General features: G+C 45.7%; 17 protein-coding genes. 10 read left to right on the top strand and 7 right to left on the bottom strand.

Annotated elements, in window-relative coordinates; genetic code table 11:
• Positions 1-87: 87 nt before the first annotated feature.
• Entirely contained in the window at positions 88-1,083 is a 996-nt protein-coding gene (gene focA / locus ACHA99_RS17685; RefSeq protein ID WP_393944145.1) for a formate transporter FocA, read from the bottom strand.
• Positions 1,084-2,288: 1,205 nt separating this feature from the next.
• Here focA and pflB point away from each other — a divergent pair.
• Together pflB and pflA are read left to right on the top strand one after the other, a co-directional pair.
• Entirely contained in the window at positions 2,289-4,571 is a 2,283-nt protein-coding gene (pflB, locus tag ACHA99_RS17680; RefSeq protein WP_028760972.1) for a formate C-acetyltransferase, read from the top strand.
• A gap of 63 nt (positions 4,572-4,634) precedes the next feature.
• Positions 4,635-5,375, top strand: coding sequence for a pyruvate formate lyase 1-activating protein (pflA, locus tag ACHA99_RS17675; protein WP_105252135.1), 741 nt, complete (start codon positions 4,635-4,637; stop codon positions 5,373-5,375).
• A gap of 44 nt (positions 5,376-5,419) precedes the next feature.
• Here the strand turns inward: pflA and yfbV are convergent, their stop codons facing one another.
• A complete protein-coding gene (yfbV, locus tag ACHA99_RS17670) occupies positions 5,420-5,863 on the bottom strand; it encodes a terminus macrodomain insulation protein YfbV (protein WP_081729091.1) in 444 nt (147 codons plus the stop codon).
• A gap of 141 nt (positions 5,864-6,004) precedes the next feature.
• On the opposite strand from yfbV, the gene ackA reads away from it, so the two are divergent.
• From ackA to ACHA99_RS17655, 3 genes are all read left to right on the top strand, one after another.
• Positions 6,005-7,204 carry an acetate kinase gene (gene ackA / locus ACHA99_RS17665; RefSeq protein WP_105252134.1) on the top strand — a complete coding sequence of 400 codons (1,200 nt, stop codon included), beginning with the start codon at positions 6,005-6,007 and terminating at the stop codon, positions 7,202-7,204.
• Between the two features lie 111 nt (positions 7,205-7,315).
• Positions 7,316-9,469 carry a phosphate acetyltransferase gene (gene pta / locus ACHA99_RS17660; protein WP_028760976.1) on the top strand — a complete coding sequence of 718 codons (2,154 nt, stop codon included), beginning with the start codon at positions 7,316-7,318 and terminating at the stop codon, positions 9,467-9,469.
• 477 nt (positions 9,470-9,946) lie between these two features.
• Positions 9,947-10,381: a hypothetical protein gene (locus ACHA99_RS17655; RefSeq protein ID WP_105252133.1), complete on the top strand. Its 435-nt coding sequence runs from the start codon at positions 9,947-9,949 to the stop codon at positions 10,379-10,381.
• Between the two features lie 799 nt (positions 10,382-11,180).
• Here ACHA99_RS17655 and ACHA99_RS17650 read toward each other — a convergent pair.
• Both ACHA99_RS17650 and ACHA99_RS17645 read right to left on the bottom strand, forming a co-directional pair.
• A complete protein-coding gene (locus tag ACHA99_RS17650) occupies positions 11,181-12,098 on the bottom strand; it encodes a class I SAM-dependent methyltransferase (protein ID WP_393944141.1) in 918 nt (305 codons plus the stop codon).
• Between the two features lie 6 nt (positions 12,099-12,104).
• Positions 12,105-13,214 (bottom strand): AI-2E family transporter, encoded by a 1,110-nt coding sequence (locus tag ACHA99_RS17645; RefSeq protein ID WP_393944139.1) that lies wholly within the window; start codon positions 13,212-13,214, stop codon positions 12,105-12,107.
• A gap of 98 nt (positions 13,215-13,312) precedes the next feature.
• Here ACHA99_RS17645 and folX point away from each other — a divergent pair, with 98 nt between their 5' ends.
• From folX to gltS, 3 genes are all read left to right on the top strand, one after another.
• A complete protein-coding gene (gene folX / locus ACHA99_RS17640; RefSeq protein ID WP_006082167.1) occupies positions 13,313-13,675 on the top strand; it encodes a dihydroneopterin triphosphate 2'-epimerase in 363 nt (120 codons plus the stop codon).
• Between the two features lie 87 nt (positions 13,676-13,762).
• Complete coding sequence (locus ACHA99_RS17635; protein ID WP_393944137.1) at positions 13,763-14,656, top strand: TIGR01777 family oxidoreductase; 894 nt, start codon at positions 13,763-13,765, stop codon at positions 14,654-14,656.
• Positions 14,657-15,188: 532 nt separating this feature from the next.
• Positions 15,189-16,412, top strand: a complete 1,224-nt coding sequence (gene gltS, locus ACHA99_RS17630; RefSeq protein WP_393944135.1) for a sodium/glutamate symporter — start codon at positions 15,189-15,191, stop codon at positions 16,410-16,412.
• 75 nt (positions 16,413-16,487) lie between these two features.
• On the opposite strand, the gene lepB is transcribed toward gltS, so the two are convergent.
• From lepB to ACHA99_RS17615, 3 genes are all read right to left on the bottom strand, one after another.
• The gene (lepB, locus tag ACHA99_RS17625) at positions 16,488-17,150 is read right to left on the bottom strand and encodes a signal peptidase I (protein WP_393944133.1); all 663 of its coding nucleotides are present in this window, start codon (positions 17,148-17,150) and stop codon (positions 16,488-16,490) included.
• A gap of 266 nt (positions 17,151-17,416) precedes the next feature.
• Positions 17,417-19,912, bottom strand: a complete 2,496-nt coding sequence (locus tag ACHA99_RS17620; RefSeq protein ID WP_393944131.1) for an ABC transporter permease — start codon at positions 19,910-19,912, stop codon at positions 17,417-17,419.
• Between the two features lie 2 nt (positions 19,913-19,914).
• Positions 19,915-20,643: an ABC transporter ATP-binding protein gene (locus tag ACHA99_RS17615; RefSeq protein WP_212600695.1), complete on the bottom strand. Its 729-nt coding sequence runs from the start codon at positions 20,641-20,643 to the stop codon at positions 19,915-19,917.
• Positions 20,644-20,695: 52 nt separating this feature from the next.
• Here ACHA99_RS17615 and ACHA99_RS17610 point away from each other — a divergent pair, with 52 nt between their 5' ends.
• Entirely contained in the window at positions 20,696-21,295 is a 600-nt protein-coding gene (locus ACHA99_RS17610; RefSeq protein ID WP_393944128.1) for an arylesterase, read from the top strand.
• A 145-nt stretch (positions 21,296-21,440) separates the two neighbouring features.
• On the top strand, positions 21,441-22,508 hold the full coding sequence (locus ACHA99_RS17605) for a DUF3083 family protein (protein ID WP_028760986.1): 1,068 nt from the start codon (positions 21,441-21,443) through the stop codon (positions 22,506-22,508).
• Positions 22,509-22,586: the final 78 nt, after the last annotated feature.

Here is a 22,586-nt window from a genome sequence, read left to right as displayed (position 1 = left end):
CATTATTTACACATCATAGTAAACCGACATAAAAATGCCCAGCTACCTGCCGGGCACTTTCACTTCAGACTGATAATTAAAGACGTTTTAGGAATGTTTAGTCAGCTTAATCTCACTCTGATGCTGAGATTTTTCAGCATGCGAATGTGGTGCAGAAAAGTGTTCATGATGAGCTTTGTGTGGTTCAGCCAAGGTTACTTTACCCTGCTCTATCCACCAATAACCTAAACCAACAATCACACCGCCACCGACAATATTGCCTAAGGTTACAGGTATTAAATTATTGAATATAAAGTTTGCCACGGTTAAATCGGCAAATTGTGCTTGAGTAACCCCTAAAGACACGAAGAACTCTGGGCTGGCGATTGATTGGATCATCATGCCCATAGGCACCATAAACAGGTTAGCGATACTGTGTTCAAAGCCACTACTAACGAACATAGCCACAGGTAAAATTAACAGTAACGATTTAGTCAGCACATCACGGCTGGCAAAGGTCATCCACACACCTAAACACACCAACATGTTACATAAAATGCCTAAACTAAAGGCTTGGACCCAAGTATGGTGCAGTTTGTGCTGTGCCACTTTAAGGGCATTTAATCCCCAATTACCACCATCGAGCTCATACATACCTGCGGCAGTGATCAAGCAAACCATCAACATGGCGCCAACAAAATTGCCGGCATACACGCGGCACCAACATTTGAGTAATTCAGCGCCAGTGACCTGTTTTTGTGCCCAGGCGACGGTACTGAGCACAGAACTGGTGAACAGTTCTCCACCGCAAACAACCACTAAAATTAAACCTAAACTAAAGGCTATTCCGCCAACGAAACGAACTAAACCCCAAGGCGCATCGCCTGCGCCAGTGGTTACGGTTAAATAAAAAACAAAGGCTAAGGCGATAAATGCGCCAGCAAACACGGCTAAACCAAAGGACTGCCAAGGTGCTTTAACCACTTTGCTTGTCCCGTAAATTTCAGCCTGATTGTAACAACTAAAATGAGCTGAAACCTGTGGCGCTTCATGTGCGCTGTTTGTCACAGTTGGAACTGATGACGATGGATTTGGGCTTTTCATTGCATAACTCCAACTTCAGATAAACAAACTTGAACGCGTAGCATAGGTATCTCCAGCAGCGCCATTGCGCAGATAACACGAATCAAAACCGAGATAATGATTTGCTTAAATGATGATTCACTAAAGTCTCGCTTTGTATCATACAACGCGCTTATGCTGTGAAGCAGATATTGCTAAAGCGTGATGCTATTCACACCCAAAATGTGAAAACTTTGAAGCCAAAAACACAAAAGGTTAATTGGTCTTACCATGACAGCCCGATTTTCATCGCAAGAATGTGGCTTAATTAAGATGGTATACAATGCATATCCTGCACGTTTCCATCTCATATTTAGCGAACTAACGCTTAAATTAATGCGCTATAGATTCAAGCAAACCTCAGCAATGACACATTAAATGACCAATAGCTTGACGCGTGTCTCTCGGTATTCATTAAATTGAACCGATACTTTAGCATTTACAGTTTAGTCCAACAGCAAGTAATAAGTTGCCTGCATCATAGCAAACTACTGTATTTAGCCACTCTTTAACCCTTCCTGAATGATTTAAGCATTGCATGCTTTATTTGATGGCGTTATGACATGCCGTCTCCTAAATCGACACTAAGTTAGCAAATAAAAATAAATTAATACAAATAGCTAACATCAAACTTATTTTTAATATCATAACCACTGCACCTACTGTGACAGCCTCCATTATCGAGCCGTGACTCCCACCAATCAAAATCAGCCTATACGAGGATAGATTTATCCTCGCTAAAGGTGGACAGTAAATGGGAACAATATAGGCAGGCTGATTTAAGAGATATGGGGTTCAGATGTCACACCAACTTAAAAAGCGTGCCGTATTCCCTATTGTGGTAAAAAAATGCTACCTAGCTAGCAAATTTGGGATTAACAGAGCATAAACCAAGCCGTTTAAGATGCGATAGCGACAGACCTATGTTAATATGCTTATGGACAATTGGTCTTACCAATTATAAAGATTTATCAGTAGCCGATAATCAAAGTAAGCGAATATTTGTCATCTTATCGGGTATCAATAGACAGACTTTTGGAGTGACGAGCGCTTCAAAATCCAGTTCCCATCATAGGGCGTCATCATGAAGGGAGCTTTATTTCAGGAATTAGCTATTGGCTTATACTCAGCATTGCTTAACGCTGATCGCCAATAACCTTTTATCTCAACCAGAAGGTATTAGTACGATGACCGACAAAACTGAACTGTTTGCCAACGCATGGGAAGGCTTTACTCCTGGCGATTGGAAATCTGAAGTCAATGTACGTGACTTTATCCAACAAAACTACGCGCCTTTTGAAGGCGACGAGTCCTTCCTCGCCGGTGCCACCGAAGCGACCACAAAATTGTGGGATAAAGTCATGGAAGGCATCAAACAGGAAAACCGTACCCACGCGCCTGTTGATTTCGACACTAAGATGGTTTCAACCATCACTTCCCACGACGCTGGCTATATCAACAAAGAATTAGAAACTATCGTTGGCTTACAAACAGACGCGCCGCTAAAACGCGCTATGTTGCCTAACGGTGGTATTCGTATGGTGGAAAGCTCATGCGCCGCCTACGATCGTGTACTGGATGAAGATGTTAAATACGTTTATTCAGAACTGCGTAAAACCCATAACCAAGGTGTGTTCGATGTTTACACCCCCGAAATTATGGCCTGTCGTAAATCAGGTATTTTAACGGGCTTACCCGATGCTTATGGCCGTGGCCGTATCATTGGTGACTATCGCCGTGTGGCACTTTACGGTATCGATTACCTGATGAAAGATAAGTTTGCCCAATTTAGCTCACTGCAAGCGCAGTTCGAAGCGGGTGAAGAGTTATCTAACGTTATCCAATTACGTGAAGAAATTGCCGAGCAACACCGTGCATTAGGCCAAATGAAGAAAATGGCTGCCAAGTATGGCTTCGATATTTCTCGTCCAGCGACCAATGCACAAGAAGCGATCCAATGGACTTACTTCGGCTATTTAGCTGCAGTGAAGAGCCAAAATGGCGCTGCCATGTCATTAGGTCGTACCTCTTCATTCCTCGACATCTATATTGAACGTGATCTGAAAAATGGCACCTTAACTGAGCAACAAGCTCAGGAAATGGTTGACCATTTCGTGATGAAATTGCGTATGGTGCGTTTCCTACGTACCCCTGAATACGACGAATTGTTCTCAGGCGACCCAATTTGGGCGACGGAGTCAATCGGCGGTATGGGCTTAGATGGCCGTACGTTAGTGACGAAATCAAGCTTCCGTTTCTTGAACACCCTTTACACTATGGGTCCAAGTCCAGAGCCAAACATCACAGTATTATGGTCAGATAAACTGCCAATCGGTTTCAAAAAATATTGCGCCAAAGTGTCTATCGACACTAGCTCAATCCAATATGAAAACGATGACTTAATGCGTCCTGATTTCCAATCAGACGACTATGCAATCGCCTGTTGTGTGAGCCCTATGGTTGTGGGTAAACACATGCAGTTCTTCGGTGCTCGCGCTAACTTAGCGAAAACCATGCTGTATGCGATTAACGGCGGCGTAGACGAAAAACTGAAAATCCAGATTGCCCCTAAAGCAGACATGATCACAGACGAAGTGCTCAACTTTGATGATGTGATGAATCGCTTAGACGGTTTAATGGATTGGTTAGCGACTCAATATGTCACTGCACTGAACTCAATCCACTACATGCACGATAAGTATTCTTACGAAGCCGCGCTTATGGCGCTGCACGACAGAGACGTACGTCGCACTATGGCTTGTGGTATTGCGGGTTTATCTATCGCAGCCGACTCGCTGTCTGCCATCAAATACGCCACCGTAAAACCAGTGCGTGATGAAAACGGCATAGCAGTTGATTTCGATATCAGCGGTGACTATCCAAAATTTGGTAACAACGACCCACGTGTAGATGATATCGCCTGTGACTTAGTTGAACGTTTTATGGCGAAAATTCGTGACCGTAAAATGTATCGCAATGCAATCCCAACGCAGTCAATTCTGACCATCACCTCAAACGTGGTTTATGGTAAGAAAACCGGTAACACACCAGATGGTCGTCGTTCAGGTGCGCCATTTGCACCGGGTGCAAACCCTATGCATGGCCGTGATGAAAAAGGCGCAATCGCTTCTTTAACCTCAGTGGCAAAACTCCCATTTGCCCACGCTCAAGACGGTATTTCTTATACCTTCTCAATCGTGCCAAATGCGCTGGGTAAAGATGATGATGCTCGCCGTACCAACTTAGCGGCATTGATGGACGGATACTTCGACCACAATGACAAAAAAGAAGGTGGCCAACACTTGAACGTCAACGTGATGAACCGCGAGATGCTCGAAGATGCCGTTAAGCATCCAGACAAGTATCCACAGCTGACCATCCGTGTTTCTGGCTATGCAGTGCGCTTCAACTCACTGACTCCAGAACAACAACAAGATGTGATCACGCGTACGTTCACAAAAGGTCTGTAAGCTAAATTAGTCAAGGCTGTAGTACACTGTGCTACAGCCTCACTTATTTTAACAGGAGTCACAATGGCAGTTATCGGTCGGATCCACTCGGTGGAATCCTTTGGCACAGTAGATGGTCCCGGCATACGGTTTATCACCTTTATGCAGGGCTGTTTAATGCGCTGCCAATATTGCCACAACCGTGACACTTGGGATCTTGATGGTGGAAAAGAAGTTCTGGTCGATGAGTTAATGAGCCAAATCATCAGCTATCGGCCTTTTCTCGATGCCAGCAATGGTGGTGTTACGGCCAGTGGTGGTGAAGCCATTTTACAGGCCGAATTTGTCGCCGAATTATTCACGGCTTGTCAGCAAGAAGGTATTCATACCTGTTTAGATACCAATGGTTTTGTACGTAAGTACACGCCAGTGATTGATGAGTTACTCGACCATACTGACTTGGTCCTGCTCGACATCAAGCACATGGACGATGAAAAACATATTGAGTTAACCAAAGTCAGCAACCATAGAACATTACAGTTTGCGCAGTATTTGGCAGAGCGTAATCAAGCGACGTGGATACGTTATGTCGTAGTGGGCGGATTTACCGACGATGAAGCATCGGCATTACAACTGGCCGAGTTTATCAAGCCCATGAAAAACATTGAAAAGGTAGAGTTACTACCCTATCACGAATTAGGTAAACATAAGTGGGAAGCCATGGGCGAAAGCTACCAACTCGATGGGATATCCCCCCCGAGTCGAGAAACCATGGAAAAGATCAAAGCGGTATTTGTCCAGCAAGGGATTAACGCGATTTATTAATCCACAGTAACAAAAGAGCCAAAAGGGATAACAGCGGCAACGGCCTAAAGTTCTTCCCAATAACTAGCATCTAGACGCTCAAAAGCTATTTTTAAAATCAGTGCCATATCGAGGTAACAGGCCTTAGCGCCTAAAGTGTGGCAATTGATACCCATGGATGACAACTTCGCACTCAACTGGTTAATCCAGTCGAACAGCGTTAACGGTAATGGATGGCGAGCTCGCCAGCCTAACCACAGCAGCCCCTGTAACGGTAAGCTGATGAAAAATAAACCGAGAGTGACAGCTTGGGGCAGAAATGCCCAACCGTGAATATACAGCTGGCTCATGCTCACAAAAATCGCCAGCACTGGCATCACCAGTATGGCGAGCTGAGTTGCTCGGACGACCCGATACTCAGGAAAATAAAAACCCAGTTGTCTAACCATAGGCCAAGTCTTCATATACTGATGACCATCACCTAAGGTTTTGAGGATCTTAATGCTCAATCTTAGACACCAACTACAATGGAATACTGCTCTTACCATAGCACAATCTGGCGAATCGCCCCAAGACTGATATGGTAAAAACACCGCAGTTCCTCATTATTTTGAATCGTTATATTAAACACAATGGCAAAGGGTTTACACATGTCAAATAAACTGGTTTTAGTTCTCAATTGCGGTAGCTCTTCTCTCAAATTTGCCGTCATTGACGCGCAAACAGGTGACGACCAAATTTCTGGCTTAGCCGAATGTTTTGGTTTAGAAGACTCTCGCATTAAATGGAAAATCAACGGCGAAAAACATGAAGCAGCCTTAGGTGCATTTACGGCTCACCGTGAAGCAGTTGAATACATTGTTAATAAAATTCTTGCGGAACAACCTGAATTAGCAGCAAAAATTCAAGCCGTTGGCCATCGTATCGTTCACGGTGGTGAGAAATTCACTCGCTCAGTGATCATCGATGAGAGCGTGATCAAAGGTATCGAAGACTGTGCTTCATTAGCCCCACTGCACAATCCTGCTCACCTTATCGGCATCCGCGCGGCAATGGCCTCTTTCCCTAAATTGCCACAGGTTGCTGTATTTGATACCGCTTTCCACCAAAGCATGCCAGACAGAGCTTATGTCTACGCCCTGCCTTACAAGTTATACCGTGAACACGGTATCCGCCGTTATGGCATGCATGGCACGAGTCATTTATTTGTTAGCCGTGAAGCGGCAAAAATGCTCAACAAGCCAATTGAAGAAACGAATGTTATCTGTGCTCACTTAGGCAACGGTGCATCAGTCACTGCCATCAAAGGCGGCAAAAGTGTCGACACTTCTATGGGCTTAACCCCATTAGAAGGTTTAGTGATGGGCACACGTTGTGGCGATATTGACCCTTCAATCATCTATCACTTAGTCCATCAACTGGGTTACACCTTAGAAGAAGTGAATAACCTGATGAACAAGCAAAGTGGTCTGCTGGGTATTTCCGAGCTGACCAACGATTGCCGTGGCATTGAGGAAGGTTACGCCGAGGGCCATAAAGGCGCGACCTTAGCCTTAGAAATCTTCTGCTACCGCTTAGCCAAGTACATCGCCTCTTACACTGTGCCACTGGGCCGTTTAGATGCAGTCGTCTTCACCGGTGGTATTGGTGAAAACTCAGATTTAATCCGTGAAAAAGTGCTCAACATGCTGGAAATATTCAATTTCCATGTCGATAGTGAGCGCAACAAAGCGGCGCGTTTCGGTAAGAAAGGTATCATCACCCAAGATAAAGGCACGATTGCCATGGTGATACCAACGAACGAAGAATGGGTTATCGCCGAAGATTCCATTAAACTTATCAACAAATAAAAAGGCCGAAGCCGTTTGCTCACCCAAACGGCTTTATACCTTACGTAGCCGTACTCACAAGCAAATTTGCAGAAACTATTCTGCCAAAAACCATCGAAACTAGAGGTTTTTATGTCTCGTAATATTATGTTAATCCCCATAGGTACCGGAGTCGGCCTGACCTCCTTAAGCCTTGGGATGGTGCGCGCACTGGAGCGCCACGGGGTTAAGGTTCAGTTCTTTAAGCCTATTTCTCAGCTTCGTCCAAACGATAATGGCCCAGAACGCTCGACCACTATTCTGAGCAAATCGCCAACAGTAAATCCCTTAGAGCCCTTCGACATGGCCCATGCCGAAGCCTTAATTCGCGCCGATCAAATCGACGTCTTAATGGAGCAAATCATCGCTCGTGCGGCCGATTGCGCTAGCAACACAGAGACCTTAATTGTCGAAGGTTTAGTGCCAACGCGTAATCATCCCTTCGCCGATGATGTGAACTATGCCATCGCTAAAGCCATGGATGCCGACGTGATTTTTATTGCCACACCAGGCAGTGATACGGCCACAGGGCTAATGAATCGCCTCGAAATCGCCTATAACTCTTGGGGCGGGAAAAAGAATAAACGCTTAATTGGCGCTGTGATTAACAAGATTGGAGCACCCGTGGACGACGAAGGTCGCGCGCGCCCTGACTTATCTGAAGTCTTTGATCACCAAGGTGTTCAACGCTCAGATGCGGCCAGCATGTTCCAACTGCCGGGTAAGAGCCCACTGCGTATCTTAGGCAGCGTGCCCTACAATCTTGATCTTGTCGCTCCTCGTGCGTCGGATTTAGCGAAACATTTAAGTGCACGCATTCTAAATGCTGGTGAAATGCATACCCGCCGCCTGCGTAAAGTAACGTTTTGTGCCCGCAGTATCCCGAACATGGTCACTCATATTAAGACTGACTCCTTGCTTGTAACCTCAGGCGATCGCTCAGATGTGATCGTATCAGCCTGTCTTGCGGCCATGAACGGCGTGAAAATTGGTGCCCTGTTGTTGACCGGTAGCTACGAGCCAGAGCCGGAAATCCTTAAGCTGTGTGAACAGGCCTTTGAAACTGGTTTACCTGTGTTCTTGATCGACAGTAACACTTGGCAAACCTCGCTCAACATTCAACGTTTCGACCATGAAGTACCCGTCGATGACGCGGTTCGTATCGATCTGGTGCAGGATTATGTGGCCAGCCACATCGATCAAACGTGGATTGAAAGCGTGACTAAAAACTCACCCCGTGAGCATCGCCTGTCACCACCGGCTTTCCGTTACAAACTCACGGAATTGGCGCGCGCCGCCCACAAGACTGTGGTGCTACCTGAAGGTGATGAGCCGCGTACCATTAAAGCGGCGGCCATTTGTGCAGAACGCGGTATTGCTCGCTGTGTACTTTTAGGTAAAAAAGATGAAATCCTGCGTATCGCCGCACAGCAAGATGTGGTGCTTGGCGAAGGCGTGATCATTATCGATCCAGAAGAGGTGCGCGACCGTTACGTAGAACCTATGTTGGAACTGCGTCGCAGCAAAGGCTTAACTGAAGTCGTTGCCCGTGAACAGTTAGAAGACAACATGGTGCTCGGCACTATGATGTTGGCGCAAAACGAAGTCGACGGTATCGTTTCTGGTGCGGTTAACACCACAGCCAATACCATTCGCCCACCACTGCAATTGATCAAAACGGCACCGGGCTCAAGCTTAGTTTCATCCATCTTCTTTATGCTGATGCCAGATCAAGTGCTTGTTTACGGTGACTGTGCGATTAACCCAGATCCCAATGCTGAGCAGTTAGCAGATATCGCCATCCAATCGGCAGAATCAGCAAAAGCCTTCGGTATCGAGCCAAGAGTGGCAATGATCAGCTATTCAACTGGCAACTCAGGTACAGGTTCTGATGTGGATAAAGTGCGTGAAGCAACCCGTATTGCCAAAGAAAAACGCCCAGATCTGATTATTGATGGTCCATTGCAATACGATGCGGCGGTTATGCCAAACGTTGCCCGCTCTAAGGCACCTAATAGCCCTGTCGCTGGTCAAGCTACCGTTTTCGTGTTCCCAGACCTTAATACAGGCAACACGACTTACAAGGCCGTACAGCGAAGCGCCGATCTGATCAGTATTGGTCCTATGCTGCAAGGTATGCGCAAACCTGTGAACGACTTGTCTCGCGGCGCGTTAGTCGATGACATCGTCTACACTATCGCACTAACGGCAATTCAAGCCGCACAAAACGACGCAGCTAAAGGCTAACAGCATTAAATCTGCATAGCGTTACGCACAAAAAAGCACTGGTTATTACCGGTGCTTTTTTATGCTCAAATTTAGCGTAAACCATACCGTTGATCGTAAGAATCGCTTAATGGATGAGTCGAAATTACAAAAGATGAAGAAAAAACGAGAAATATCGAATTATGCAGTGTGAATAAGCTCGGCAAATTGCGAAAAATATCCACAAGTAGAAGTGGAACATAATGGAAAGCAGAAAAGCGTCACTTTTTAACCAGCAAATAAAGCAAGACAATATCAGTGACTTACAAAGTATCACTGAAGTCTTCAACATAGTTTTCCACAGTTTCTGTGGATAACCTTTTTATATGACTCCTAACTATATGCCACACACATGAGGTTTGAGTCAATGCTTTTCACAATAGACAGCGAATCACGACAAGACTTGTACATTACAGCTAAAATCGCGATACTCGGAACAAATTCCAATAACTAAAACTTATGCGAACTCTATTTTTTTTCTCCCTCCTGTTTCTCTTCGGTTGTGGCGATCCCTCAACGCAAGAGCAACGCCAGTTATCACCGGAAGAAGTGAGCTTAGGCTTTTTTAAAGCGATTTATGTTGATCGTAATGTTGAACAAGCCAAGCAATACGTCGACGATCCCATTAAACAAGTGCTCACCCATTACCACATTGCCGCAGCCGTACAGCGTAATATGCTCGGCCTATCTATGACCAATGTTGAAATGGAAATTGATGATATCGATATCGACTTCTTCCGCAAATTTACCAAAGACGTCATTGTTGTGGTCAAAATGAAAGGTCTTAAAGGTGGTCAACCATGGATTGATGACAGGACCATACGCCTACACAAAATTGGTAGCCAATGGATTATCGTCGAACTTCTGCCTGAAAAGCGCAAAGTTAACGGTTAACCCCCTTTCTTGCCTGCTTTCACCGCGCATACCTTGTCATACAATCATTCTGCTTACTTTCAGCCAAAAAAATAGCAACCCTAAGGTTGCTATTTTTTGTGCTTGTTCTGTTATTTCCGACTCATAAGTACCGTCAGTTTAATCGTTATCGATTAAGCCTGGATCACTTCTTCTTCGCTTTCAGCAGGTAAAGACGTTAGTACATCGTCTTTCACTTGATAATAAGCATTTTCGTATTCATGAACTTCCATAACAACTCCTGCTTGATTGGGTAAGGTCGCAGAGGCTTGTCATTCTATGCTGACATTTTGCCTATGAGGAAAGGGATACATTCCGTGGGCGGGAGTATAACAAAGCAAAAGCCACAATTACAGAAAACTTTCAGTTTTGTATCACCAAGCATAGCATTTAAGGCTGGTTATCATTTAAATAGCTCACAATCAGTGATTCGACATGAAAGACTTTCACTTTTCTACGAGGATATTGAGGCCATGCTGACGCCATGTCATCATTCGCTTTATACACAAAAGCGATTAACAGAAATCACTTACATAAAATGAATCTAGGGAATGCCATTAGATGTTCAGGGCAGGCTTTATGGTGAAATGTCCACCCTAAAACACTTAGACCAACATCAAGTCAGTAAAGTGATTAAAACCTATGGGCGATCGCAGCTATCTGAGCGATTAAGCTACTGAATAATAAGTGCTGAGTAATAAGCGACTGTGTAAAAAGCTAAACATTCAACCTAAGCCGACAAAAAGGCCAGTTAATACTGGCCTGTTAAGCTAAATCAGGCCTAGGCTTGAGTCGATAAGCGGTAGCGAAGCACCTTAAGTGACTTCTCTTCCGACACATCCATAAAGGCTAGCGGATTGGCTAAGCGCTCTATGTATTCGAGTGCAGGTGCTGCTTCCGCTACCTGTTGACGCAGGAAAGCGGTATCGAGTTCAGGTGCATTTAGACACAGTAATACTTCGCCATTCTCGGCAAGCAACTCAGGTAAACGCCTAATTAAACGCACATAATCCTTAGTCGCAACAAAACTGCCCTTCTGATTGCTCGGTGGATCGGCAACAACAATGTCGTAGGGACCGAGCTTTTTCAGTTTGCCCCAAGATTTAAAAATATCATGGCCTAAAAAACGGGCTCCCGCGCTAAAGCCATTCAGCAAATGATTCTGTTTGCCTATGCCTAATGCGCCTTTGCTCATGTCCATATTCACCACTTCATCGGCGCCGCCTTGCAATGCCGCCACAGAAAAACCACAGGTATAGGCAAACAAATTAAGCACTTTTTTATAGCGGGCATTTGCTCTCACCCACTCACGACCATTAGCCATATCGAGGAAGAGTCCGTGGTTTTGTCCGCGCATTAGGTGCACCTGAAACCGTGCGCCATTTTCGCTAACGATATGCGGCTCAGGCACTTCACCTTGCAATAATTGGGTAAACGTCTCCCCCGCACTACGGTATTGGTAGACTAAATTCAATTGGCTATCTGGCCGAATAACTTGCCAGCGCGCTGCAATCGCCTGTTGGCAGAGGGTTAAATCCGTATCCTCCAAGGGAGTAAAGCTGGTCAGCAATAGTACGGGTGCAAACCAATCTAAACATAGGTGCTCACAACCCACGTAATGCCCACCGCGGCCGTGGAATAACCGCACCGCATCATCACCTAACTCAATTGTCGCTAGCGCTTGTATAAAACTTTGCATCTTCTACTACTTACTCTCAGTTGCACTTGTATTGGCTTCATCGCCATTGGGAATTGCATTTTCCGTGTTACTAGCCAAGAACTTATCTTCGATATCGTCCGATAATAAAATGGCTAACCAATTACCACTCTTACTCGATTCGAGGGCAATTTTAACCACCATAGTCAATGGCACTGACAGCAACATGCCCACAGAACCTAATAACCAGCCCCAGAAAATTAATGATAAAAACACCACTAAGGTCGATAACCCCAGACCGCGCCCCATAAATTTAGGCTCAATGATATTGCCCATCACCATGTTGGCACCCACGTACAAAAGTGCAGTTCCCCCCGCCGCCGCAGGGCCAAGCTGAATAAAGGCCAACAACACCGCTGGAATCGCGGCAATGATAGAACCAATATTGGGAATGTAATTAAACAGGAAAGCAATCACCGCCCATAACATGGCGTAATCCACGCCGATGAAGGTCAATCCCACACCGACGATAACCCCGGTCGCTAAGCTTACTAGCGTCTTGATCACCATGTACTGATTAACCGATTGCAAAAAGCGGTCAATCTGCTTGAGGCGCATATCGGGATCGTCCAGCGCCAGATGCAATTTTTTTGGCAACGATTGGGCTTCAAACAGCATAAAGACGATGGTTAAGATGATCAGAAATAAATTCGCCATCACATTGCCAACACCCGACAGCATATTTGTTGTCATAGACAAGGCCATGCCAGGGTCAAAATACGCTAACACTTGATCCTTGGAAATCTGAATATTGAAGGAATGTAACTTATTTAATATCCAAGCAAATTGCTCGACTAACTGCACCCGATATTGGGGTAATTGCTTGGAAAACTCATTGACAGAACTGCCGACGACTGAGGCTAACCATAGGCCCATCAACACAATAAAACCCATCAAGAGGATCACTGCCAGCCATTTAGGCACACGGAACTTTGTCATCAAACCGATTGCAGGATTACAAATCACCGCAAGAAAACTGGACAGCACAAACGGCACCACAATCGGGCTCGCCGCCTTAATCCCTGCCAAAATAATCACTACAAAGGCCATAACCGCAAAGCCACGATAAGCAGCAGAGGGCGCATTAGGTCGAGTCATTTATTAAAAATCCTTCTTGATCTTAGATAAAATTGTTAGGCTAACCTTTGAAACCACTTAACCTCAGCAACTTTAGCTTAAGATAGCCATTTGTCATTATGAAACCAGAAACCGCGATTATACGCATTAAAAACTTAAGACTTCGTACTTTTATTGGCATTAAAGAAGATGAAATCCAAAATCGCCAAGACGTGATCATTAACGTCGTGATCCATTATTGTGCCGAACGTGCCCGCAACAGTGACAATGTTGAGGATGCGCTCAATTACCGCACTATCACCAAAAAGATCATTGAACTGATTGAGAATAACCGTTTCTCATTACTCGAAAATCTCACCAGCCAAACGCTGGCCATCGCCAGTGAGCATCCTTGGGTTGAATTTGCCAGTGTCGAAATAGACAAACCCCATGCACTACGCTTTGCCGATTCAGTCTCGATGGAGTTATGTTATCAAAAATAATCTGGCTAAAAATACTCCGACTAAGTGATCGTTGCACACCGCATTTTGGTATATATCCACAGAGCTTAACCAATTAAGAGAGGTTCCATGAATATACTGATCACCGGCGCAAGCGGCTTTATTGGCCGCCAATTAGTCGAACGACTGGCGCCATATCATCAACTGACGTTATTAACTCGCTCGGTGCAACAAACACAAAAAGTGCTCGGCAATCAGCACCATTACCTCGAGAGTCTCGATGAGCTAAGCGACTTAAATCACATTGATGCCATTGTAAATCTTGCGGGTGAACCCATAGTCGCTAAACGTTGGAGTAAAAACCAGAAGCAACGTATTTGTGATAGTCGCTGGGATATTACGGCAAGATTAACTCAGCTCATACAGCAGAGTAGTAATCCGCCTAAGATCATGGTGAGTGGTTCGGCAGTCGGTTATTACGGGCGGCACGATGATAAATTACTCGATGAGTCTAGTGGCGCCCATGTTGAGTTTAGCCATGACATCTGTCGAAAATGGGAGCAAGAGGCGCTAAATGCAACCTCAGAGCACACACGAGTCTGCATTATCCGTATTGGTATCGTGCTAGGAAAAGGTGGCGCATTAGAGAAAATGTTACCGCCATTTAAACTCGGACTCGGTGGCCCAATTGGCCATGGACGCCAAGGTATGAGCTGGATCCATGTGCAGGATCTCATTTCCCTTATTGATTTTTTACTCACTCAACAACACTGTAAAGGCATATTTAATGCCACTGCACCCAATCCAGTGAGTAACGCTGTGTTTACCAAAGCGCTCGGAAAAGCACTTAATCGCCCAGCGTTAATCACTACCCCACCGCTTGCATTACGCTTAGCGATGGGCGAAATGTCGGAGCTACTGACAGAAGGGCAATTTGTTTACCCCAAACGCGCCCTCGAAGCGGGTTTTCAGTTTCAATTCAGTGATCTTGATAACGCCTTAACAAACGTGTTAGCCAAATAGGCTAGCACGCTAGAGCCTAAACTCAGCTTTAATAGGCTGATAAAATCAGTCGCTGATGCAGGCGGATCTTAGTATTCAAATCCGCTCAACAACCAGGTATATTGTAGCGTCAATCTTGCCATTATTTTAGCAACACTAGAAAAACAAGAATGTAACATCATGATTTCTATTATGATTTAGCGACAATCCGTCCATTTTCTGCTAAACTCGCCTCCATTCGGTCATAGGAGGCACGCATCAACCGCCTCAGCCTTGACCACAGATAGACTCAGCAACACCTCATAAATAGACAGTTATTTATGCTCAGGAACAGGCTATTTAATCTGCTGTTCTTGGTCTGTAGACCATAAAACGATACACACTCGCGCCTACTCGTCCTTTAAATTTTTTATCGGATTAACACTGATCTGTCCTCGACATCAAGCGCTTAACATCCAGCATTAGCAGGTACTTAATAACAAGATGGGTTACTTCTCATTGGACATTGTGCCCAATGAAACGCCCGCACTAAGACAGTTTGTAAGGAATTTTCATGCACATGACCTATATGATTGGCGAGCTAGAATCATTTTTAATTGCCATTTTCGTGCTGTTTATCGGCCACTCTATCAATCGCCATGTACGTGTCTTCAGGCAATATAATATCCCCGAACCCATAGTGGGTGGCCTTGTTGTCGCCGCGGGAGTCACATTTCTTCACTTTCAAAATATCAGTCTCGACTTCAGCCTATCACTGCAAAATACCTTAATGCTGATGTTTTTTAGCACCATTGGCCTCTCGGCAAACTACAAGCTATTGCTCAGCGGTGGTAAAAAAGTCTTCATCTTTTTAGGTGTGGCCTCAATGTATATTGTGATTCAAAATGCCGTCGGCGTCAGTTTAGCCAGCCTATTGGGGCTCGATCCCATCATGGGACTTATCGCAGGATCAATTACCCTGTCGGGCGGCCATGGTACCGGCGTCGCTTGGTCACAAACCTTTGCTGAGCGCTACGGTATCAACACCTTAGAGTTTGCTATGGCCGCGGCAACCTTTGGTTTGATCATGGGTGGGATCATCGGTGGCCCCGTCGCACAGCGATTAATCGGTAAACATAATCTCGTTTCTCGCTATGGGGTTGGCCGCAAGCATCACAGTGAACATCCGCATTTAGTCACTTATGATCACTTAGAAGAAGACCAAGTCACCGCCAAAACCATATTAGAAACTCTGTTTGTACTGTTGTTGTGTGTTGCAGGATCAAAATGGCTCACGATGTGGATCAGCCAATCGGGTATTGCATGGCTAAAGATGCCCGACTTTGTATATGCTCTTTTTCTTGGCGTGCTCATCGCTAATCTCACAGAACTCACCCGCGGTTACAAACCCCATACCGAAAGTATCGATGTGATAGGGACTGTCGCGCTGTCACTCTTCCTCTCAATGGCCTTAATGACTTTAAAGTTATGGGAAATTTTTGATTTAGCGATCCCGCTACTGGTGATATTACTGGTACAAACCGCAGTGTTGGCCATTTTTGCCTATTTCGTGACGTTCAAAGTCATGGGCAGTAATTACGATGCTGCGGTGATCACCGGTGGCCACTGCGGCTTTGGTATGGGGGCAACCCCAACAGCGGTAATGAATATGGGCGCGCTAGTCTCACGCACAGGGCCATCACCCCAAGCCTTTATGGTAGTACCTATCGTCGGTGCCTTCTTCATCGACATAGTTAACTTAATTGTCTTACAGGGCTATCTGAGCTTTATGAAGTAGTTGTTTATAACTCAATCACTTAAAAAATAGGGCGCCGACTTTGGCGCCCTATTTCATGGTTCAAAATAGTTAAGACTAGAATTCACGCATTAAGCGTTCAGGCCGAGGCAGGTAATAATCATCATAATCAAGGGAGAAAACGACTGAACTTGAACGGCCAACAATCTCATCACGGGGCACGAAGCCAATAACCCGAGAGTCAGCGCTGTTATCACGGTTATCACCCAGTGCTAAATAATGCGCATCTGGCACTGTGACAGGTCCAAAATTGGCAAGCCTTGAGGGTACAGGGTTAAGGCGAATACTGTGGACCATACCGAGTAAATTTTCCTGCATTTCTGTCACATCAGCGGGAGCATAAGCACTCAATGCTTGGGATGTGTAGCTAAGCAGTTCGCCGTTTAAATACAAGCGATTATCCAGCATCATCACAGTATCGCCTGGCACAGCTATTACCCGCTTGATCAGTTTTTTATCGGCCTTTTTCGAGTCAAATACCACAATATCGCCGCGAGCAGGATCTGCCAGTTTAATTAATGCAATATGCGTAAATGGCACCCTAAGATCATAAGCCATCTTATTAACAAGAATGCGATCACCCTCGACGATAGTCGGCAGCATAGAACCCGATGGCACAGTATTCCAATCGGCCACAGCGCTCCTGAACACTAACATTAAGCTGATAAACAGAAAAAAGGAGCGATTATCCTTAAGCAGTTTTGTTATTCCTTTGAACATAATATTCCCTCTATGGCATATATAAGCTAGTCGCTGTTCTCAGTTAGATAGACCCATTGCGTTGCACTAAGTTCTGTTGCTACCTGCTTAAGCACAGATCAATTTGTAAGCCGATGTAAAAAGCATATTCAATTCAAGTGCAGCAGAATCAACCCCATAACAAAAAAGCACTGAGCTTATGTCGCATCAGTGCTTTTAATGTTGGCTCAGCTTGTTGTCTTAATAAGCTTTATGTTTTAGCCCATCAACAGAGTTCACAAACCGCCCTAGCTCCCAGCCTTTAATAGCTCAGAGCAAGATTGGCTGAGCAATTGTCGACAACGCCAAACCCCTAGTAAGGCGACGATTAAGGCTCCAGAAACAGGGGCAATACCCCACCAAGGCCAGTGCATGTATACATTAAGTTCAAATACTTGCGTCTTAAGTAGATATAACGCAAATTCGGCCACAATTACGGCTAACACACCCGCAATACCGCCAAGTAAGGCGAACTCTAAACCCGTTGCACTGCGCAATAACCATCCTGAAGCACCAAAGGTACGTAACACCGCCAGTTCACGTTGCCGAGTTGCCATGCCAGCCTCAGTCTGTGCAATCAAGACTAAGGCACTGGCTAATAACACTAAGGCCAGCACTAAAGACAACGACAGCGACACTTGCTCAATTATCTGCCGCAACTGCCCCACCATAGCGCCAACATCTATGATAGATATCGTCGGAAATTGCTGAATAAGCGCAAGGATCACTGCATCCTTAGGCGTACCATCAGCATTAATAGTCTTATCGTTAGTCGCCTGATCATTCAGATAAAAACTCGCCATCGAGGTATACGCAAAAGGCGCGAGCGCTTCTTGGGTGAAAATCATAAAGAAGTTCGGTTGCAGTGTTTCCCAATGCACGGCACGAATACTGGCAACTTTAACTGTGAGCTCTTGATTATCAATCACGTAAGTCAGCTTATCGCCAAGACCAATACCTAGACGCTCCGCCACGCCGGACTCCACCGACACTTCATCGGCGGCTTGATTAAAATGCCCCTCTAACAGTTCGTTGTTAGCAGGCAGTGTATTGCGCCACGTTAGGTTTAACTCGCGCGAAATGCCCACTCTTCCCTTTTCACCCGCTTCTGACTGTTCATTCGAAATCAGCGCTTCACCGTTAATTTGAGTTAATCGGCCACGGATCACCGGATAAATGTCCGTCGCCACTATCCCCTTCGCCGTCATGAAATCATTCAAGGGCTTTGCATCATCAGGCGCAATATTGACAAGGAAATAATTAGGCGCATTTTCGGGCAACTGTTTTTGCCATTCGTTAAGTAAATCTTGTCTTAACGCCAAAATAGTCAATAACAGTACCAGTGCAGCGCTAAAGCCAACCAATTGCACCGCATTTTGCCGCGCACGACGCCTTAGCCCCGCCAGCGCTAATTGCAAAGGATTGGTAGTCTTCATACCAACACTGTGTCCTGCTCGTATCATCACAAATCCAAGCAGACTTAATAGCACAGCCAGCAATAGCACAGCCGCGACCACAGTCAGAGTCAAAGTCCAACTTTGGGAATACAAATAGCCCAGTAGCGCCATAGCCCCTAGACTCAGTAGCAAATGCAGCCACATACCAAGCTGTAAGCCTTCTAACTGACGCTGCAACACCCGCAGTGGCGGAATAGCCAGTAAACGCATCAATGGATAAGCCGAAAACATAAAGGCGCTGATGAGCCCTGTGCTGATGCCGAGTAATAATGGCCGTGTGAGTGGCGGTGAATAGGCCGCAATTTCGGGTGGCAATAGGTAACTGATCCCAAAATCGAGTAACCCTCCCCCAATAAGACCTAGACCAATTCCCAGTAGCGTTACCAACAATAAATGAGTACCAAACAACAGACGAATTTGCTTTGCCGAGGCGCCAAAGGTTTTCAGCATGGCCACCACATCGTAATGGCGCTGACAATAACGCTGGGCGGCAATACCTATCGCCGCGCAGGCCAATGCAATGCCCATCAAACTTGCCAGCAGTAAGAAGCGCTCCGCTCGCTTAACCGCTCCCGCTATCGGCGAGTCACCGGATTGCACATCGACCCAACGCTGGGTGCTATTCAAAAGCGGTTTAACACTTTGCTCAAAGGCCGTAAGCGAAGCTTCATCGCCAGCAAATTGATACAGATAAGTCACGCGGCTGCCCGGTTGAATCACTCCCGTTTTGGCGACATCTTCCATGCGCATCAATACCACGGGCGATGAAGCAAAAGGATTAAAGCCCGCGTCGGGCAAGCGACTGATCTCATTGCTGAGCACAAATTCACTGTTACCTAGTTCGATGGATTTGGGATAACCCAAAAGTCCGCCTAAGCGAGTCTCAAACCAGATTTCGCCCGCTTGAGGTAACGCCTTGGTTTTACCACTGGTGAGTTCAATATCGCCCTTAAGCGGGTAACCCGACTCTACGGCGCGTACTGTGACTAACTGAAACTTATCTCCCGAATAGACCATGGAATTAAATTGCATGTTAGTCACATGCTTAAGCCCAAGCGCTTCGGCTTTGGATAAAATCGCCGCATCAATTTTAACCGGCGAATCGATAATACGGTCGGCAGCAATAAACTGTGACGCTTGACCACTAATTGCCACTTGCAGACGTTCACTCACCCGCGCTAAGCCACTCACAGACAAAACCGCGAGCGTAATAGCGAGGATAATCAATAACAATTGTCCCTGCTGTAACTCGCGTTTAAACAGGCGCCATGCCAGACTTAACTCCATTATTAAGCCTCCTTAACATCGGCTAGCGGTTCTGTTTGAGTGATATCTTCCTGTAAATGGCCGTTATCCATCACCAATTGACGCTCACACCGCTTGGCCAGCAGCAGATCATGGGTAACAAGGACTAAAGTTGTATGGCTTTCTTGATTAAGCTCAAACAACATATCGGCAATCTTATGGCCGTTGACGCTGTCTAAATTGCCTGTTGGTTCATCGGCAAACAAGACTGTAGGCTCACAGATAAAAGCGCGGGCAATCGCCACCCTTTGCTGTTCACCACCCGAGAGCTGTTTGGGTAAATGGGTCAAACGATGGGATAAACCAACCCGCACCAACATGGCCTGCGCTTTTTCCTTGGCATTACTCACGCCCGCAAGCTCGGCGGGTAACATGACGTTCTCGAGTGCAGTTAAGGTATCCACTAACATAAAGGATTGAAAAATAAAGCTGACCTTCTGTTTACGCAGTGCCGCTTTTTGCTCTTCATTCAATGGTGATAATGCCACACCATCGAGCCAAATCTCCCCCGACGTAGGCGTATCAAGCGCCGCAAGCAATCCCAATAAGGTGGATTTGCCCGAGCCTGATGGGCCGAGAATAGCCACACTCTCACCTTGCTTGACATCTAAGTTAATGCCCTTGAGGATAGTGAGCGTTCCTTCCTGAGTAATCACTGATTTTTCGAGGTTAACAACATTAATGGCACTGTTTTTTAAGATGACGTTAGACATAGGATCCTTCTTATATAAATCGTTCTGGTATCAATCGCTAAGATTAAAATCAATGGCGAAGACCCTAGGGGCATTCATCCTACTGAGTGTACTCATGGTCACGCCCGCTCACGCGGCAAAGATACTGATCCTCGGCGATAGCTTAGGCGCTAGCTACGGCATGGCAGAACAGTCAGGCTGGGTAGCACTACTGCAAAAAAATCTGCCCGAACATCAGTTTACCAATGGCTCAGTGAGCGGCGAAACCACAGCGGGCGGCCTACGCCGATTACCCGCCTTGCTCGATTCTGTTGCTCCCGACCTTGTGGTCGTTGAACTGGGAGGTAATGATGGTTTACGTGGATTCCCCCCAACGCAACTCGAAAATAATCTAATCCAAATCATTACCCTAGCCAAAGATAGCGGCGCAAAAGTGCTGCTGACCGAGATCATGGTACCGCCTAACTATGGCCCTCGCTATACCCAAAAGTTCACCCAAGTGTATCAAGACATATCTAAAACCCTGGATATAGTGTTGATCCCCTTCTTTATGCAGGATATCGCGCCCCATCCAGAATTAATGCAAAGGGATGGCATTCATCCCAACGAAAAGGCACAAGCTCAGATTGCGGCTTGGGTGCAACCATGGATAGAAGATGCGTTAACCCAATAAAATAGCTGCTATTTTAAGCTAACGAACCGCTTACTTAGCTAAACTCATACTCAACGGATAAAAACGTGTTCTAACGCAAGATTCACCCTATAGATAAACAGTAAAATTCGTGTTAGCAAATGGTTAACTCAAACAAGGAGTCAATATGTCCCTTAGCCATCAGCAAAAAGTGTACATACCCAAGGAAGCCCGTACAAATCAATACATCACAGCCGAAATCAAGGTGACGGATGAGCTACTCAATCAATATCCCGATTATCAAAGCTGTTATCAAACTTTAAGCCGTTTGATATTTAATTTGGCAGAACAACACGATCTCCGTAATGTTCACGTGATCACTAACGATAAACTGCCAGTAGTGCGTTACCATACCGAAGCGTATTGCTTCCAAACCACTGAACAAATTCTATTTTTTTATAACCCAGCCTACCACGAAGCCCAAAACTTATTCTCGCAAGAAAACTATCGCGCCCGTAAACTGCGCATTGTGTTTCTCGCCACAGGTGACGATATTCGCAGTAATTCCGCCAGTTTCCATATCAAGGTGCGTGAGTTACTCACTGAATTAATGCCCTTAATGCCAATAAGCGATCTTAAGGTTAAGGTCCGCGACCATCAGCATTTATCCTATGATCTGTTCGCAAAAGCTAAGGGCTATAAAGAAACCTATGGTTATAAACTGCGCGCCATCGGCCCAAGATATAAAGCCAGAAAATGTGAGTTACCAGAAAACGTTAGCTCTCTTACCTATGTGACGGTGAGCTTGCCGCTGAGTCGCAAACTCAAACAGGGTTTATTACCTGACTCAGCCACTGACTTTACGCCTTTATATCAGCATCTTGAAGACTGCTTCCTCAAAGCGGCAGCTAATAGACAACTGACACGCCTTGCTATGATAGCGAACGGCTTAACACCACTTGTGCGTAACAGTAAGTTTGAAAAGCTCGACAGCAAAGCCGAAGTACAAATGATAGGGTTCGATCCTAATGCGACTGAGCAACAAGTGATCCGTCGTTGGGATGCCGATAACTTGGTCGAAGCCGCGCACTTTACCATAGTGGCAGGTACTAAGGACTGTGACGATTCGGGTTTCGGTCGCTTTATGAACAATGTTGAAACAGCCCTGAAGGCCTTTGCTGCGGACATAGGTGTCGATCCGGAGCGTGAAGATCTCATCGTACGCTTCCATCAACATATCAGCTATCAAATCTAACCCACTTCGGTATTAGCCGCGAAAGCTAAGCAAATGAAAACGCCTGCAAATGCAGGCGTTTTTACTTTTATTCACCAA

This window comes from Shewanella sp. S23-S33, from assembly GCF_043359565.1.
GTDB lineage: Bacteria > Pseudomonadota > Gammaproteobacteria > Enterobacterales > Shewanellaceae > Shewanella > Shewanella oncorhynchi.
Note: the sequence above shows the minus strand (reverse complement) of the source record. Positions and strands in the feature narration are given on the sequence as shown.